The following is a 16,272-nucleotide window of genomic DNA, read 5'->3' on the forward strand; positions in this document are numbered from 1 at the left end:
TGTTACCTAAAAGCCAAGTTGCTCGATAATTTGGTTTGCGACGATTTTCGCGCTTTGCTCATCAGTCTTAACGATAACATCCGCAATTTCCTCATATAGAGGGTTGCGAATTTCCGCTAAGCTTTCAAGCACTTCACGTGGATCATCTACTTGTAACAACGGGCGACGCTTATCACGCTGCGTGCGCGCGACTTGTTTGTCGATAGTTGTTTCTAAGTAAACCACTATACCTCGAGCAGAAAGATAGTTGCGGATATCTTTACTCTGAACAGAACCACCACCTGTCGCGAGAACGATACCTTGCCTTTCTGAAAGATCACCGATGACTTGAGCTTCACGTCTACGGAAGCCTTCCTCACCTTCGACGTCAAACACCCAGGCAATATCTGCACCGGTACGTTGTTCAATCTCATGATCTGAATCGTGGAAATCTAAATGCAGCATTTGCGCCAGATGGCGACCAATTGTGCTTTTACCTGCGCCCATAGGGCCTACCAGAAAAATATTGCGTTTTTCAGCCATTTCGTATACGTCTGAATCTTATATGAAAGAATGCCTTATCGACTTAAACTCAAGCCGACCTATAATTTAACCTTGCTCTAATGAGACTTGACGGAGGATTATCTCAGTTAAGGGCTACCGCTTGCAAGTCATCACAGCTATTTATCATGATTTTATTATGTCACTGATGTTTAAAACCTCAAATAAAAGGTAATGTTTTCGATTAAGTCTTTGTTAATACAAAGACTATAGGCCGATTAGCACTGCACTATCTAATTAAAGTTAATACCTTAAAACTTTAAGGAAGTTGCCATGATTACCACTAAAACGATAATTTTTTCGATTGGAGTAACGTTTAGTGATGCGCTATTTAACGCATTTAGCCATTACTCCCCCATAAATCACTGTCATAAAAAAGCCAGCAATTAAGTAGCTGGCTTTTTATTATTGCTATAGCGTGTAAAAAAATTAACGTTTGTCAGCAACAATCTTAGGGGTTACAAAAATTAATAGCTCTTGGCGCTCATTTGTGTCGGTTGAATTTCTAAATAAGAAGCCAACTAACGGAATATCACCCAGAACCGGAACTTTGCTTACTCGGCTAATGAGGTTTTGCTGGTAAATACCACCTAACACAATCGTTTCGCCATTATCTACGAGTACCTGAGTACCAATACGCTGAGTATCAATCGCAACCGCTTCACCCGTTGCTGTAGCAACCGTTTTTCCTTGAGAATCTTGGGTAATTTCAAGATCTAGGATAACCCGGTCATCTGGAGTTATTTGTGGAGTCACACGTAGCGATAACACCGCCTTCTTAAAGGTCACTGTTGTTGCGCCGCTTGATGCTGACTCAACGTATGGGATTTCAACACCTTGCTCAATGTATGCCGACTTCTGGTTAGATGTGGTAATACGTGGGCTGGCAATGATCTCACCTTTGTTTTCTTGCTCTAATGCACTTAATTCTAAATCGAGTACTGTACCGTCTGCCAATTTAGCCACATGGAAAGCGATACTGGTCGCCGAGCTTGCTGCTGCCGGTAAATTAACATTGAGGCGATCGTCAATGCTTGGAATAGTACCGTTAGCAATACTCGTTGCTCCTCCAATGGTGCCAGATGTGCCCTTAGAACCTTGTTGATCGGTTATGCCCCAGCGAATCCCGAGATCTTCAGATACGTCGTCTTTCACTGTCACCATACGCGCTTCGATTAGCACTTGTTTAATAGGAATGTCTAATACTTCTATTAAGCGGTGTACGTTTTCTAAAATCTCAGCCGTATCTTTTACCAGTAACGTATTTGTACGTTCATCAACAGCAACACTACCACGAGATGATAATAACGTTGAATCCGTAGTTTTAAGTAACTCGGCAATATCGATCGCTTTAGCATAGTTTATTTGTAAGTATTCAGAATATAGTGGTGCTAACTCTTTTACTTCTTGGCGATTCTTCAGATCGTTACTTTCGCGAATGGCAAGCTCTTCACTCGGTGCCACCATTAAAATATTGCCTTCAATACGCTTGTCGAGACCTTTAGTTTGCAATATAAGATCTAAAGCTTGATCCCAAGGCACATCATCTAAACGTAAGGTAATCTCACCTTCAACGGTATCGCTGGTCACTAGGTTAAAGTTGTTATAATCAGCAATAATTTGCAACACAGTACGCACTGAAATATTTTGGAAGTTTAGTGATAATGAACGACCATTATATTTCTTTGCCTCTTTAGCGACAGAGACACGCTCAACTTTATCGACGCTAACTTTAAACACATTGCCATCTTGGCGGTAGTTATAATCATAGTTGCCATCAACATCCACCAAAATACGGGCAGTTAAATCATCTTTAAATGTTTCAAAACTATTTACCGGTGTAGCAAAGTCTTGTACATCCATAACGTAAAGTAAGTCATTGCCAATATCGGTGTTATAAAGTTTTATTTCAAGCTTTGAACCAACTTGTTCTACATTCGCCGCTACAGAACGATTGCTAAGATTGAATAATATTTCTCCACCGCCGGTTTTATTGCGGCGAAAATCAATACTACTAATACCATTAACAAATGGATTGTTTGCTTCTACCGGACCAGACACATCATCATTAATAGTTAATCTATAACTATTACCAACAATTTTACCTTGATATGGTTTTACGTTAGACATTGCAACAATGATTTGTAAATCGCCACCTTGTTGTTGTGTAGTTAACTCTATTACACCAACAGCGTTTATCGGAATTTTACTTTTATTTAAATTAGAAATAGTGTCTGAGAAATTCAACATAATTTCTGCTGGGTCTGCAGATAAATCCACAGACGGTGACACTATTGATGATTCAAAAATTAACTCTAATTCTAATTGGTGATCAACCATTGAATGATATTTGACGTCCATAAGACGATTAGCAGCTATCGCACTAGGTATTAAACCCATTAATAATACTGCGCCTAAAAACGCTCTAAAAAATAATAACTTTGTTATTGCTTTTTTTATCGCGGCAGAAGATTCCATTATTCTCTCATCCTTCGCACGTTATTTTCCTGATAATTCTAAATTGCTGGATCTTTCTGCCCAACAACCTGAACCATCAGGGATTAATTCTATAATTTCGATAAATTGCGGCGTTACTTTAGCAATTCGGCCATGATAAAGCCCTAAATACTCACCTACACCCATGCGATAAACATTGGCATCACTAGATTCGACTAAAGCCCAAATAGTACTCTCTTCACTCAATGTTCCGCGCATTCTTAAATTGTCTAATGCATAAGTTTCTAAGCGACCTTTGCGACGTTTCAAGTCTGGTTGTAAACAATCTCTAGATGTATCAATCACCTCTTCTGTCAATTCCCTTGATGGTGGAACAAAAGGACTGCGCATTAATTCAGCTTGATAAGCAAAATGTTCAAACTTCGGTGTTTGCTTTAATGGTGGTATACGGGCAACGTGTTGCGCCTTTGTAGTAGTAACAAATAGCTCTAAATCGCTGCGTTCGCCAATACAACCACTCAATAAAAACACCATTGATAACAATAAAGGCAAAAATTTCATTATTTCTGCCCCTTATCGGCCTGTTTCGTTAATTCAGCCCCTTCTTTAAAACGATACGTTTTGGCGAGAATATCCATTGATAATCCACCGGCATCGTTCTGCTTGATAGTAAAATCATGCAAACTGACAATTCGAGGTAATTTGGCAACACCACTGACCATATTACCCATTTGATGATAATCACCTACTACTGACATCTTTATCGGAAATTCAATATAGAAATCACGTTCAATTTCATCATCCCAATCTAGGCTATTAATTCTGAGGCCAGCATCAGTTGCAACAAATGTTAAATCATCTAATAAACCTGGCATTTCATTTTCGGATGGTAGCATTTTAAGCAATTCGGCAAACTGCACCTCCATCACGTCTAATTGTTCACGGTATAGCTTAAGATTAGCTGCTAAACGATATTTAGTTTCAAAATCTTCACGAAGTTGAATTTCTTTTTGCTGTTCAGCTTCCATTTGATCGATCGAATCTGAAATAAACAAATAATAACTAGCACCGATAACACACACAGATAAAAATGCAGCAAAGACAATTTTTACCAGCTTGGGCCAACCACCAATATTTTCAAAATCGATATCGTTAAATTGATCTAGGTCGAGATTCATTTTCTCGCTCCTTGGTTCGGATCAACATTAGTGACTTGTGAATCATCACGGATAGTGACACGTAATTTAAACCGCTGTAACTGTCTTAATTCTTCATTTTGCGTCACAATCGATTGCATACTCGGATCGTTAAGATAAGAAGATGTTTTAACTTTTCTCATCATATTCGCGACGTTATTATTTGATTCGCTTCGTCCTTCGATTAATAACACGCTACCTTTTTTCTCTATACTTGAAAGATAAATACCCGGTGGCACTATTCGGACTAATTCATCTAAAACATGAGTAGGTAAATTACGCGACTGCTGTAAGTTGAGAATAATTTCAGTTCGACGTTCAATATCTTTTTTACGTTCGGTAATTTTTCTAATTTCTGCTATTTGGGTATCAAGTAAGGTAATTTCTGATACTAAATATGCATTACGCTGACGCTGATCTTCAGTGACAACCTCTAGAAAACCCAAAAATAAATATACTACAAGTGATGTCACTAAAAAAACTAACGCTAAAATACCGATAAAATCGCGTTTTTGCTTCTCTCTAGCTTCTTCACGCCAAGGTAATAAGTTTATGTTCGCCATTGAGCATAACTCCTTAGCGCAAGACCACATGCCACCATATATTTACTCATATTAGGTTGAAGTTGACTTTTCATAACATCATCTGCATGCAAACACCCCTGAAAAGGATCTGCAACTATGGTATGAGTGCCTAACTCGTTAGTTAGTAATTCAACCATTCCTTCTAGCTTAGCTGTACCACCACACAAAACGATATAGTCAACTTTTTCACGTCCACTGGCAGTACAATATATTTGTAAAGTTCGTTTAATTTGTTGTAACAATTGCATTTGAAACGGAGATAAAACTTCGAACATATAATTACGCGGTAATTGTCCAGTAATCTTAGCGCGTTCAGCCTCATCATGGGGCATCCCATAAAATGACACAATTGACTGAGTGAATAACTCACCGCCAAAAGCTTGCTCACGTATAAACGTCGTGTCACCATTTTCAACCACAGAGAATGTGGTCATATTGGCGCCGATATCAACCATGGCGATTGATTTATCTTTAGCGCCATCAGGTAACTGACCATAAATTAATTCTGCAGAGCGTCCAAGTGCATAAGCTTCCACATCAACAACTTTAACGTCTAGTTCAATGGCATCCAAAGAGTCTACACGTGAATCAATATTTTCTGTGCGGCATGCGCTCAGTAATACGTTAACTTTGGTTGGGTCGGTAATATTCGGGTTAAGCCTTTCAAAGTCGATGCTGACTTCATCAAGTGAATATGGAATAAGATTATCAGCTTCAATTTCAATTTGAGCTTCCATCTCCTCTTCATTTAACGCTGCATCCATATAAATGACTTTAGTCATAACGGCAGAGCCAGAAACCGCGACAGCTGCAAACTTTAGGGATTTAGGTAAACCCCGTCGAATCTGTCTTAGCGACTCAATTACCGCTTCAGTATCACGAATATCATGATCGACCACAGCTCCCTTTCTAACAGGAACTGACGCATGATTTTGAATTTTATATCCATCCGCAGTCTTGCTCAACAAAATGGCTTTTATTTCATGGGACCCAATATCAATCCCAACCATCTGAGGTGCTTGACGCTTCCACAATTTAGAAAGCATAGTCCGTCATCACAATTCTATTATTATTTTCTAAGAGATTAGCACATAATCAACTCGTTATAAGTATTTGTATAAAATGTTTCAGCATTTTACAAATTATATTTAGTTATTTCATGTTTTACTTCACCAAAAACTCTCCCGCTTATATACTACCGCTACTATTTTTGATTTATCTGGAATTATTGAGTGAAGTGGTTTAAACGTTTATTAATTGCATTTTTTAGCCTATCACTACTTGGCATTGCTGCTATAGCTGCCGCTTACTTTTATGTGCTACCTGACTTACCCGATGTTAATTCGCTAAAGACGGTCCAATTACAAACTCCGCTGCGTATTTACAGCCGCGATGGCAAACTGATTTCTCAATTTGGTGAGAAACGTCGCATACCTGTCGAGTATGAAGAAGTGCCCTTTCAGTTAATTAATGCCGTACTCGACACTGAAGATGCGCGCTTTTTTGAACATAATGGTATTGATCCGATTGGTATTATCCGCGCGGCAATCATATTAATAACAACAGGTAAGAAAAGCCAAGGTGCAAGTACGATTACACAACAGGTTGCCCGAGGATTTTTCTTATCTAACGAAAAAACATACATTCGTAAAGTAAAAGAAATCTTCCTTGCATTGAAAATTGAAAAGGCGTTATCGAAAAAAGAAATTTTAGCTCTTTATTTAAATCGTTCATTCCTAGGTAACCGCGCTTATGGTGTTGGTGCTGCTGCTCAAGTCTATTATGGTAAAGAACTGAGCCAATTGACACTACCAGAAATGGCAATGATAGCAGGCCTACCACAAGCTCCATCTGCAGCTAATCCAATTAGAAACCAATCACGTGCGATATCTCGTCGTAATTGGGTATTGAGTCGTATGCTGGAGAAACGCAATATTACTCAAGCAGAATATCAAGAGGCTATCAGTAGCCCGTCGACCGCGAAATACCATGGTGCTGAAATTGATTTATACGCTCCGTATGTTTCAGAAATGGCGCGTGATTACATGATCCAGAAATACGGTGAAGAAGCAGCCTATACTAACGGCTACAATGTCTACACCACGATATCATCCGAACTCCAATTGATGGCGCAGGAATCATTAAGAGATAACGTTTTTGCTTATGATCAACGCCATGGATTCCGTGGTCCTGTGACTGAATTATGGACTGATACTCCGCTCGACCATGATGAGATTGTCGCTACGTTAAAACGCACCGACTCAATGCAGGGCATTATGCCCGCTGCAGTTATAAGCGTTCAAGATCAGCAAGCACAGGTAATGGATGACAAGGGCGAACTGATTACACTTGAATGGAAAGGCCTAAAATGGGCGCGTAAGTTTATAAGCGATAAACGCCAAAGCTTACCACCAAAACAAGCCAGTGATATTTTGACCGCTGGTCAACAAGTGTGGATCCGTCATAATGGTAAGTATTGGCAATTATCTCAAATACCGCAAGTCTCTAGTGCGACAGTGTCACTTGAACCTCATGACGGTGCGATTAAAACCCTCGTCGGTGGATTTAGCTTTAGTCAAAGTCAATTCAACCGAGTGACTCAAGCTAAACGCCAATTAGGTTCCAATATTAAACCTTTTATTTATGCTGCTGCGTTAGAAAAAGGTTACACACTGGCTACGCTCATCAATAACGCTCCGATTAACAAACCAGATACCCGTCAGGGCACTGCGTGGCGTCCTAAAAACTCACCAGACATTTACGGTGGTCCAACACGTTTACGTGTCGGTTTAGCTCAGTCTATTAACGTTATGTCAGTCAGAGCAATGCGCCACACAGGCTTAGATGACACTATCAAAAAACTAGTACAGTTTGGTTTTGATCCGAGTGATTTACCCCGAAATGAATCGTTAGCATTGGGTTCACCTTCAGTGACACCGTTACAGGTCGCCACTGCATTTAATAGCTTTGCAAATGGTGGTTATTTAGTTGAACCTTACTTTATCGATCGCGTGACCGACTCATACGACAACACGATTGAACAAACCATTCCCGCTATTGCATGTAGCAAACCAGTCCCCTCTGTTGAAGATGATGTGGTTATTGAAGATCCATTTGCTGCGATGGCTGAAGAATTCTCTCAGCAAACTCCAGAAGCATCAGTAGATACATTAGATGGAGAAGTTGAAGCAACGTCCATTACCGCTGAACAAAACATTTGCAGTAATCCACAAGCTCGCTTTGCTAAGCGAGTCGTTTCAGAACAAACTGCATTTTTGATCACTGAAGCGCTAAAGAGCGTAATTTGGGGCGGCGGCGATTGGAGCAAAGGTACTGGTTGGAATGGTACAGCTTGGCGTGCATCTAAATTAATTAAGCGTCATGACATTGCGGGTAAAACAGGTACAACTAACGAATCTCGAGACACTTGGTTCAGTGGTTTTAACCCTACACTTACAGCAACATTCTGGGTTGGTTTTGATGACCATGGACGTCAGCTAGGGCGCTCAAGCTGGATGGCTACCGGCGAACCAGATCAGATATCAGGTGCGGAAGCGGGTGCTAAAACCGCTGGTCCTGGTTGGAATGACTATATGAATAAGGCCCTGTCTGGTACGCCTGAACCTTCTGTTATCCCGCCAAAAGGAATTGTATCTGCACGTATTGATTTAGCGACTGGCAAATTGACTCGCAAGACAGACCACACTACCGAGTTTGAGTATTTTGTTGAAGGTACAGAACCCAAAGAATATGTTACTGAAACACAGCAAAGTGGCGATATTTTTATCGACAATGTTGCTGAAGATTTATTTCAATAATAGGGTTTAAAATAAATTGATTAAAAAAGCCATTCAGTCGAATGGCTTTTTTATTACTGATTTTATAGCGTATTTAATCTTAGACAATGGTGTTGGGTATCAGTAATTGATGCAGTTCAGTTAAATTACGAACCTGATAACTTGGAGAGATATCATCACTTATAGGTTCGTCATGATGATTTAACCAACAAGTGTCGATACCAGCATTGATACCGCCTAAGATGTCAGAATGTAAGTTATCGCCAACCATAAGTACTTGATGCTTCTCCGGCTTTCCCATTAAGCTAAAAGCATGATGAAAAATAGCAACATCTGGCTTTGCTATACCTAGTTGTTCAGAAATAACCACCGGATTAAAAGCATCTTCAAAACCAGTACGGCTCAAGCGGATATTTTGTAGCTCGGTAAAACCATTAGTAATTATACCAAGGTTAACTTTACCGCTTAGAGAATCAATCAGTTCCCGGGCACCAGGCAATGGCTGACAAATATCGGCCATAGCCGCAAGAAACTGACTGTTTAGATGCTGTGGAGTAACAGATAGTTTGTTCGCCCAGTGATGGAATCGGGTATGTTGTAAATGCGTAGCACTAATTAAACCGTTTTGATACTCGACCCACAATGGTTTATTTACTTGCTGATAAACAGCAAAGTCATCAATATTAAAATCAACTTCAAAGCGCGAAAACATTAATTTCAATCCAGCAAAAGCATCGAAATGAAATAGCGTTTCATCGGCATCAAATAAAATCCATTTATATTTATTGAGCAAATTCGACATCTACAAAGTCCTTCTTTTGTTTAAATGAATAACTAACCTCAGATCAAAATAATGCCCATTATTATAAAACTTTTTGTGCTGCTACTTATGGTAATAGGTATGATCTCAAGCTGAAGTGAGTTAACGATGGTGACTACGAGTTAAATAATGACATTAACTGCGCTTCTTGCTGCAGTAGACTTTGATAAATAGTTAACTGATTTATAGCGCGATCAAGATTGTGAGTTTGATATTTGATCCCAAAATAAGTATCGCCATTTAAATAATCCGTTAAAAACCGTACCCCAAGCATTAATGGCATCACTTTAGTGCCGAGCCATAAACTACGTTTTTCGAGCGGAGTAATAATGTCAGCTAGAGATTCCATGTACGATTTTGCTGCGGCAATAATAATCTCAGGTCGGGCATATACATTGGTTAAATTAGTTGAGTCTTCTGGCTCTGGAGAGCAAAAAGCGCGCACCATATCACCAAAGTCATACATCAAATATCCTTTCATGCAGGTATCTAAATCAATAATGGCCATGCTGGACATATCTCGCCCATCAAACAGCATATTATTGATTTTAGTATCATTATGACATATTCGAACCGGTAATTCGGCTTCGTATTGTACCAATGCTGCCAGTAAATCTGTCTGTGACAAACACAAATTGACCCAATCTTTACAATGACTTAATCGATTGTGAGTGTCAGCTGCCTTTGCATCACGCAATTGAGCGATACGTTGAGGTAAATTCAAAAAATCAGGGATAACATCGACAATGTAACTAGGGTTCAAATCACTTAATGCTGCGGCAAAATGACCAAAAGCCTCAGCTGCCAACTTAGCTTGAGCTGGTGTATCAACCACTTCAATCGTGTTGCTATGAGGTAAGTAATCTATTGCTCGCCAAAAACCTTGTTCGCCTAAATCCAAATATAGTGCACCTGCTATAGTGGCTATTGGACTAACCACTTGTAATGGATAATGCTGCTGTTGGCGTTTAATCAGTAAGTGCTGGCTGATATTGGCAGCATTTTGAATGACCACCTTAGGTTCAATAAATACTTGGGTATTAATGCGCTGCAACACCAACGATTTTGATTTATCACTCACCAAGAAGGTTTGATTAATATGGCCATTACCCAATGGATAAAGCGTACTATGCTCACGACTAAAACCAAACTGAGGCAATACATTTTTACGGATAAAATTGACCAATCAAAAACTCCAAATCATGTTCATCAAAGCCAAAGATAACCAACACATTTCTTCTGTTTGGTTACCTTAATAATGGTTACTGGCTTAGTATCATTTCAAATTGAGGGTTTTGCATTAATGTTGCTTGGCTGCCCTTTAAACTAAATTCATAACCACACAACTTAAAGCTACCTCTAAGCGCAACATGATTAACAATGGCATCTTTATCCAGTGGCGTAAATCGAGCTTCACTGGCACCATCATCTAGTAGATCAACCGTTATTGGTCGGTAACGGCTACCGTCATTAAATTCAAGGTTGGTACAGGTTTTATCACCTATTGCAGTCGCTAAACGCCATAAATTTTGTTTATCACCACTTTCACCTAACCAACGTACGATAAGGATTTCGCCCTCTAAAGCGAGCCAAAACCCATCAGGCAGTTTGATCATTTGTCGAATGCTTGCTTGTTGTTGATTACTCATATCATCAACATGCTCAGTTTGCTCTGTGCCGTCGCCAGAAAATACACTGATTAAAGTGAAAACCAAATACACAACCACACTAACAGCAATAATAGCCGCAGCAATTTTACCGATTAAAATCAAATTTGTCTGGTGTAACTTAGCCACATTCAGCCAAGATTTTGCAAGTTCAGTAATCGACCCTGACTGCAACGCATCTTGATCAACATAAAGCGGCTGATGACTACGTTCTTGCGACGTCGAAAACGAATTGACCGGATCATCTTCTGTTGCTGTATCGAAATGTTGATCCATGTGTGTGCCAGCTTGCTCGAAACTTGTTTGCGGCACAGCATCATCATTAAATGGATGTTTGTCTCTATCGGCAGAATCTGGATGAGTTACCCCCGTAAACGCTACTTCATCAGCTGGCTCTCTTGATGAAAAAGTGTTATCAGGCTGCTCATGAACAGGCATAACCTGCCCTTTCATTACCGGTTCTTGTCGATGAAAAACCGAGCCCGAAATGGATACTGATACCATGCTTGGTCCATAATATCCTTGCACATAGTTAATTGAATTTTTAGCCGGTAAGAATGCTAAGTAGCCACCACAAGCCAGGCCAAACAAAAACACTCCTGCTAGTGTGCCTAAAGGCGCCATTAAGTAGGTTAATATGCCAAAAACCAATACCGGAACAACACATACCATTGCCAATTTAATCGACTTATTGGCATCATTTAAGCGACGAACAGCCGATAAACCAACAACAGGCATTACTGCTAGCGTCACAATCCAATTAATTACACTTGCCGGAAATACAACAGCAGAGATTATTAGCAACAAAAATGCAGCTAAAATAACTCCCATTAACCTTAAGCCTGTGTCACGACCATCTCGGCACAGTAGGGTTTTTACAGACATCAATCATTCCTATTCATTTACAAAAAAATCAAAAAACAGCTAGCTACATAACAGAATGAGTCGGTGATTATCGTGCGTTATTACAACACAAATGGATTGTTCTCATCATCAAAATCGACACCCGCTATTAATAGCGCAAAGCCTACAGAATTTATCTTATAAAGCCATACCCAACCTAGATTTTGCGTTACTTTTTTATTCACTATCGCGTAAGTCACTTTTAAGCAATCCAAGAGTTGATTTCATTAATCTAATAGCTATTTGAGCATTTTAGACACAATACCAATATCTATCATTGCGCTAGCATAACCCTACAGTTAACGAGTATAATATTAAGCTTTCTTAATGAATAATCGGATGAGAAACCCTTTTTATGAGCACTCGTGGAAATCTTTTTATTGTGTCAGCCCCTAGTGGCGCAGGTAAATCATCACTTATATCAGCACTATTAAAAGATAAACCCAGCGATAAACAGGTTTCAGTGTCACATACGACCCGCAAACCTCGTCCAGGCGAAGTCGATGGCCAACATTATCATTTTATTACTGTGGAACAATTTAAAGCACTAATTGCCCAAAATGCCTTTATTGAATGGGCCGAAGTTTTTGGCAATTTTTATGGCACTTCCAAGCTCGTCATCGAACAAACCTTAGATAAAGGCATCGATGTATTTCTTGATATTGATTGGCAGGGCGCAGAACAAGTAAAAAAATTAATGGAAACGGCGATTGGAGTGTTTATTTTACCGCCGTCTAAAGCTGAGCTTGAACGTCGTTTAACTGGACGAGGTCAGGATAGTCAGCAAGTGATTGATTCGCGCATGGCACAAGCCGTTTCGGAAATGTCACATTATGCGCAATACGAATTTATAATTGTAAATGACGATTTTGATAACGCGCTAGCCGATTTAAGCGCCATTATTCGCAGTCAAAGGCTAACCTGTGCTAGTCAGCAGCATGCGCAAAATGATATGATTGTTGATCTCTTGGCAGATTAATTGTCATAGTGTACAATTTTGCGTCATTTTTTCCCATAGATAACACTGGAGTTTCAACACATGGCTCGCGTAACTGTAGAAGACGCCGTAAATAAAATCGGCAACCGTTTTGATATGATCCTGGTTGCAGCGCGTCGTGCACGCCAAATCGCCGTCCAAGGTAAAGAACCTATGGTTGATGAGATGAATGATAAACCAACGGTTGTCGCTTTACGTGAAATCGAATTAGGTTTAGTCACCTCAAACACTTTAGATGCTGATGAGCGCCAAACTGTTCGTGAACGTGAAGCAGCTGAAATTGCCGCTGTCGCAGCCATTGCAGAAGGCCGCGTTTTATAAGGAGTAGCGCCACTTGTATCTGTTTGAAGGTCTAAAAGAGTCAGCATCCAGCTATTTAGAGCCGGATCAAGTAGAATTACTCAAGCAGGCCTATTTGGTTGCGCGTGATGCCCACGAAGGGCAAATGCGCACAAGTGGCGAGCCTTACATTACCCATCCTGTTGCGGTTAGCCGCATCTTGGCAGACATGCGTCTCGATCACGAGTCGCTTATGGCTGCCTTGCTTCATGACACCATCGAAGATACTCCTGTCACCAAAGAAGAACTCACAGAGTTATTTGGTGTGGCGGTTGCAGAACTGGTGGAAGGTGTTTCAAAACTTGATAAAATCAAGTTTCGTGATAGAAAAGAAGCCCAAGCGGAAAATTTCCGTAAAATGATGATGGCAATGACTCAAGATATTCGAGTTATCCTCATCAAGTTGGCTGACCGAACTCACAACATGCGCACACTGGGCTCACTTCGCCCTGATAAACGTCGTCGTATTGCTCGCGAAACCCTAGAAATCTACGCCCCAATAGCTAACCGATTAGGTATTCACAATATCAAAATCGAACTTGAAGACTTAGGTTTTCAAGCCTATTACCCTATGCGACATAGAGTGATACGTGATGTTGTCAAAGCCGCTCGTGGGAATCGTAAAGAATTAATTAACAGTATTGAAGTCGCCATTGAAACACGCCTTGAAGAAGCTGGAATCCCCACTAAAGTCAAAGGTCGTGAAAAAAACCTCTATTCGATTTATCGAAAAATGCGCAGTAAAGAACTGCAATTTCAAGAGGTCATGGATATCTATGCGTTCCGAGTTATCGTTGACTCTATTGATACCTGCTATCGCGTGCTCGGCGCTATGCACGGATTATACAAGCCGCGACCAGGACGTTTTAAAGATTATATCGCTATTCCCAAAGCCAACGGTTATCAATCATTACACACATCATTATTTGGCCCTCATGCGGTTCCTGTTGAAGTGCAAATTCGCACTGAAGAAATGGATCAAATGGCCGACAAAGGTGTTGCTGCGCATTGGATGTATAAAAACAATACCGATACGACTCAACAAAGCACTTCTCAAGTTCGTGCTCATAAATGGATGCAAAGTTTGCTTGAGTTACAGCAAAGTGCAAGCAGCTCATTTGAATTTGTTGAAAACGTTAAAACTGAATTATTCCCTGAAGAAATCTACGTTTTTACCCCTGAAGGTCGTATATTAGAATTGCCGGTCAATGCCACTGCTGTCGATTTTGCCTACGAAGTGCATACTGATGTGGGCAATACCTGTGTTGGCGCACGCGTTAATCGTCAAGCATATCCGTTGAGCCAACCATTAATTTCAGGGCAAACAGTCGAAATTATTACCGCAAAAGGTGCTCGCCCTAATGCTGCATGGTTAAACTTTGTCGTAACGGGTAAAGCTCGTGGTAAAATTCGTCAAGTATTAAAGAGTCTTAAAGGCGATAACGCTATCGCATTAGGTAAGCGTTTACTAAACCATGCCTTAGGTGATACTAAGCTTGAGACCATTCCGGCTGAATTACTTGAGAAAGTGATCAAAGAAACCAAACACACATCTTTAGACTCGCTGCTAGCAGATATTGGCTTAGGCAATGCCATGAGCATTGTGATTGCCCAGCGCTTGGTTGGTGAGCAGTTTGATTCGCAAGATAGCAATAAAGAAAAACCACAAATGCCAATTCGCGGTGCTGAAGGTATGTTGGTCACTTACGCCAATTGTTGTCGCCCAATCCCTGGTGATGCCGTCATCGCCCATGTAAGCCCAGGCAAAGGTCTGGTAGTGCACATGGAAAGTTGTGCCAATATTCGCGGCTATCAAGGCGAACCTGATAAGTATATTTCAGTGCATTGGGATAACGTAGAAGGCGCAGAATACCAAGCAAATCTACGCGTTGAAATTGTTAACCATCAAGGTGCATTAGCAAAAATTACTTCTATCATCGCATCTGCTGGATCTAATATTCACAATCTCAGTACCGAAGAACGTGATGGCCGAGTGTATTTGATTAATTTACGTATTTCAGTTAAAGATCGTGTTCACCTTGCAAACGTTATGCGCAGAATACGTGTTTTACCTGAAGTATTACGCACCTCGCGTAACCGCTAGTCACTGATAACTATTAAAGAGAGCACGCACACTATGGCCGAAAAAATTATCATCGCAACCGACAAAGCTCCACAAGCTATTGGCACTTACTCACAAGCAGTTAAAGTCGGCAGTACCGTTTATCTTTCAGGTCAAATTCCGTTAGATCCAAAAACCATGACCATGGTAAGCGATGATTTTGCAGAACAAGTCGTACAAGTGTTCGAAAATTTGACCGCTGTATGTGAAGCAGCAGGTGGAAGAATGAGTGACATCGTTAAGCTCAATATCTTCTTAACCGATTTATCTCATTTTGCCACTGTAAACGAAATTATGAGTCGTTACTTCCAACAACCTTATCCAGCTCGTGCCGCTATTGGCGTCAAAGAGTTACCAAAGGGATCATTGGTAGAAATGGACGGAATAATGGAAATTTAACGAAAAATATACCACTTTTAAAACGCGCCTAGGGCGTATACCGAATCAGTTAAGCGGTAAAACGACAAAATTTAACTGATCGGTTGACCGATCTTTCTAGCCTGCGAAAATCCGATAATCTTTATTGTCGGATTTTTTTATGGAACTTTCACCACCCCTTGCTCACACTTCAATTAATCATCTAACTGAGTTTTTTATCTCTCGCTGATGTACTAGAACCCGGGATTATTCAATCCTGCCTTAATTCAAATGGCGTAGCGACGTTAAGGCGATGTAAATTGCCCATGGACGCGATAGTTTGGGTTGTTATAGGCATGTCTCTATTCCGCTCAGAATACGTCCGTCAATTGATTAATAAGCTTGATACTGTGTTGCTAATGGCAGGGTTTCACCCGCTGAATATGAAAATCATCATTTTAGAACGTTACAAAGTGTCTAGTATTCCTAGGCC

The 16,272-nt window shown here is 40.3% G+C and carries 14 protein-coding genes and 1 pseudogene; 6 read left to right on the forward strand and 9 right to left on the reverse strand.

Features of this window, described 5'->3' with window-relative positions; all coding sequences use genetic code 11:
• Positions 1 to 6: 6 nt before the first annotated feature.
• The 6 genes from aroK to AAEY99_RS07050 form a co-directional block, all read right to left on the reverse strand.
• Complete coding sequence (gene aroK / locus AAEY99_RS07025; RefSeq protein WP_011635865.1) at positions 7 to 522, reverse strand: shikimate kinase AroK; 516 nt, start codon at positions 520 to 522, stop codon at positions 7 to 9.
• Between the two features lie 447 nt (positions 523 to 969).
• On the reverse strand, positions 970 to 3,018 hold the full coding sequence (locus AAEY99_RS07030; RefSeq protein WP_350979000.1) for a type IV pilus secretin PilQ: 2,049 nt from the start codon (positions 3,016 to 3,018) through the stop codon (positions 970 to 972).
• 21 nt (positions 3,019 to 3,039) lie between these two features.
• The gene (locus AAEY99_RS07035) at positions 3,040 to 3,558 is read right to left on the reverse strand and encodes a pilus assembly protein PilP (protein WP_101087309.1); all 519 of its coding nucleotides are present in this window, start codon (positions 3,556 to 3,558) and stop codon (positions 3,040 to 3,042) included.
• Positions 3,558 to 4,175 carry a type IV pilus inner membrane component PilO gene (locus tag AAEY99_RS07040; protein ID WP_101087310.1) on the reverse strand — a complete coding sequence of 206 codons (618 nt, stop codon included), beginning with the start codon at positions 4,173 to 4,175 and terminating at the stop codon, positions 3,558 to 3,560. Before AAEY99_RS07040 ends, AAEY99_RS07035 begins: the two co-directional genes overlap by 1 nt.
• On the reverse strand, positions 4,172 to 4,756 hold the full coding sequence (locus AAEY99_RS07045; RefSeq protein WP_101087311.1) for a PilN domain-containing protein: 585 nt from the start codon (positions 4,754 to 4,756) through the stop codon (positions 4,172 to 4,174). The genes AAEY99_RS07040 and AAEY99_RS07045 overlap by 4 nt, the downstream gene beginning before the upstream one ends.
• Complete coding sequence (locus AAEY99_RS07050; protein WP_101087312.1) at positions 4,744 to 5,823, reverse strand: pilus assembly protein PilM; 1,080 nt, start codon at positions 5,821 to 5,823, stop codon at positions 4,744 to 4,746. Before AAEY99_RS07050 ends, AAEY99_RS07045 begins: the two co-directional genes overlap by 13 nt.
• A gap of 186 nt (positions 5,824 to 6,009) precedes the next feature.
• Here AAEY99_RS07050 and AAEY99_RS07055 point away from each other — a divergent pair, with 186 nt between their 5' ends.
• Positions 6,010 to 8,595 carry a penicillin-binding protein 1A gene (locus AAEY99_RS07055; RefSeq protein ID WP_101087313.1) on the forward strand — a complete coding sequence of 862 codons (2,586 nt, stop codon included), beginning with the start codon at positions 6,010 to 6,012 and terminating at the stop codon, positions 8,593 to 8,595.
• A gap of 79 nt (positions 8,596 to 8,674) precedes the next feature.
• Here the strand turns inward: AAEY99_RS07055 and yjjG are convergent, their stop codons facing one another.
• The 3 genes from yjjG to AAEY99_RS07070 all read right to left on the reverse strand — a co-directional run bounded on the left by yjjG (position 8,675) and on the right by AAEY99_RS07070 (position 11,946).
• The gene (gene yjjG / locus AAEY99_RS07060; protein WP_162022138.1) at positions 8,675 to 9,376 is read right to left on the reverse strand and encodes a pyrimidine 5'-nucleotidase; all 702 of its coding nucleotides are present in this window, start codon (positions 9,374 to 9,376) and stop codon (positions 8,675 to 8,677) included.
• A 133-nt stretch (positions 9,377 to 9,509) separates the two neighbouring features.
• Positions 9,510 to 10,580 carry a phosphotransferase enzyme family protein gene (locus tag AAEY99_RS07065; protein ID WP_162022137.1) on the reverse strand — a complete coding sequence of 357 codons (1,071 nt, stop codon included), beginning with the start codon at positions 10,578 to 10,580 and terminating at the stop codon, positions 9,510 to 9,512.
• 76 nt (positions 10,581 to 10,656) lie between these two features.
• Entirely contained in the window at positions 10,657 to 11,946 is a 1,290-nt protein-coding gene (locus AAEY99_RS07070) for a DUF805 domain-containing protein (RefSeq protein WP_351009797.1), read from the reverse strand.
• 373 nt (positions 11,947 to 12,319) lie between these two features.
• On the opposite strand from AAEY99_RS07070, the gene gmk reads away from it, so the two are divergent.
• The 5 genes and pseudogenes from gmk to AAEY99_RS07095 all read left to right on the forward strand — a co-directional run.
• Positions 12,320 to 12,943 carry a guanylate kinase gene (gene gmk / locus AAEY99_RS07075; protein ID WP_102036136.1) on the forward strand — a complete coding sequence of 208 codons (624 nt, stop codon included), beginning with the start codon at positions 12,320 to 12,322 and terminating at the stop codon, positions 12,941 to 12,943.
• 60 nt (positions 12,944 to 13,003) lie between these two features.
• Entirely contained in the window at positions 13,004 to 13,282 is a 279-nt protein-coding gene (rpoZ, locus tag AAEY99_RS07080; RefSeq protein WP_011635854.1) for a DNA-directed RNA polymerase subunit omega, read from the forward strand.
• A gap of 13 nt (positions 13,283 to 13,295) precedes the next feature.
• Positions 13,296 to 15,404, forward strand: a complete 2,109-nt coding sequence (gene spoT, locus AAEY99_RS07085) for a bifunctional GTP diphosphokinase/guanosine-3',5'-bis pyrophosphate 3'-pyrophosphohydrolase (protein ID WP_192116378.1) — start codon at positions 13,296 to 13,298, stop codon at positions 15,402 to 15,404.
• Positions 15,405 to 15,437: 33 nt separating this feature from the next.
• Complete coding sequence (gene ridA / locus AAEY99_RS07090) at positions 15,438 to 15,821, forward strand: deaminase RidA (RefSeq protein WP_011635852.1); 384 nt, start codon at positions 15,438 to 15,440, stop codon at positions 15,819 to 15,821.
• 139 nt (positions 15,822 to 15,960) lie between these two features.
• Positions 15,961 to 16,195 (forward strand): annotated as a pseudogene (locus AAEY99_RS07095) (transposase domain-containing protein); the annotation flags it as partial.
• Between the last annotated feature and the right edge of the window lie 77 nt (positions 16,196 to 16,272).

This window comes from Shewanella sp. S1-58-MNA-CIBAN-0166 (assembly GCF_040310085.1).
GTDB lineage: Bacteria > Pseudomonadota > Gammaproteobacteria > Enterobacterales > Shewanellaceae > Shewanella.

Excerpts from the sequence above, each read along its gene's own strand:
- AAEY99_RS07045 (WP_101087311.1), bottom strand. The coding sequence starts at position 4,756 with ATGGCGAACATAAACTTATTACCTTGGCGTGAAGAAGCTAGAGAGAAG.
- AAEY99_RS07030 (WP_350979000.1), bottom strand. The coding sequence starts at position 3,018 with ATGGAATCTTCTGCCGCGATAAAAAAAGCAATAACAAAGTTATTATTT.
- aroK (WP_011635865.1), bottom strand. The coding sequence starts at position 522 with ATGGCTGAAAAACGCAATATTTTTCTGGTAGGCCCTATGGGCGCAGGT.
- ridA (WP_011635852.1), top strand. The coding sequence starts at position 15,438 with ATGGCCGAAAAAATTATCATCGCAACCGACAAAGCTCCACAAGCTATT.
- gmk (WP_102036136.1), top strand. The coding sequence starts at position 12,320 with ATGAGCACTCGTGGAAATCTTTTTATTGTGTCAGCCCCTAGTGGCGCA.
- AAEY99_RS07035 (WP_101087309.1), bottom strand. The coding sequence starts at position 3,558 with ATGAAATTTTTGCCTTTATTGTTATCAATGGTGTTTTTATTGAGTGGT.
- yjjG (WP_162022138.1), bottom strand. The coding sequence starts at position 9,376 with ATGTCGAATTTGCTCAATAAATATAAATGGATTTTATTTGATGCCGAT.
- AAEY99_RS07050 (WP_101087312.1), bottom strand. The coding sequence starts at position 5,823 with ATGCTTTCTAAATTGTGGAAGCGTCAAGCACCTCAGATGGTTGGGATT.
- AAEY99_RS07040 (WP_101087310.1), bottom strand. The coding sequence starts at position 4,175 with ATGAATCTCGACCTAGATCAATTTAACGATATCGATTTTGAAAATATT.
- AAEY99_RS07070 (WP_351009797.1), bottom strand. The coding sequence starts at position 11,946 with ATGTCTGTAAAAACCCTACTGTGCCGAGATGGTCGTGACACAGGCTTA.
- rpoZ (WP_011635854.1), top strand. The coding sequence starts at position 13,004 with ATGGCTCGCGTAACTGTAGAAGACGCCGTAAATAAAATCGGCAACCGT.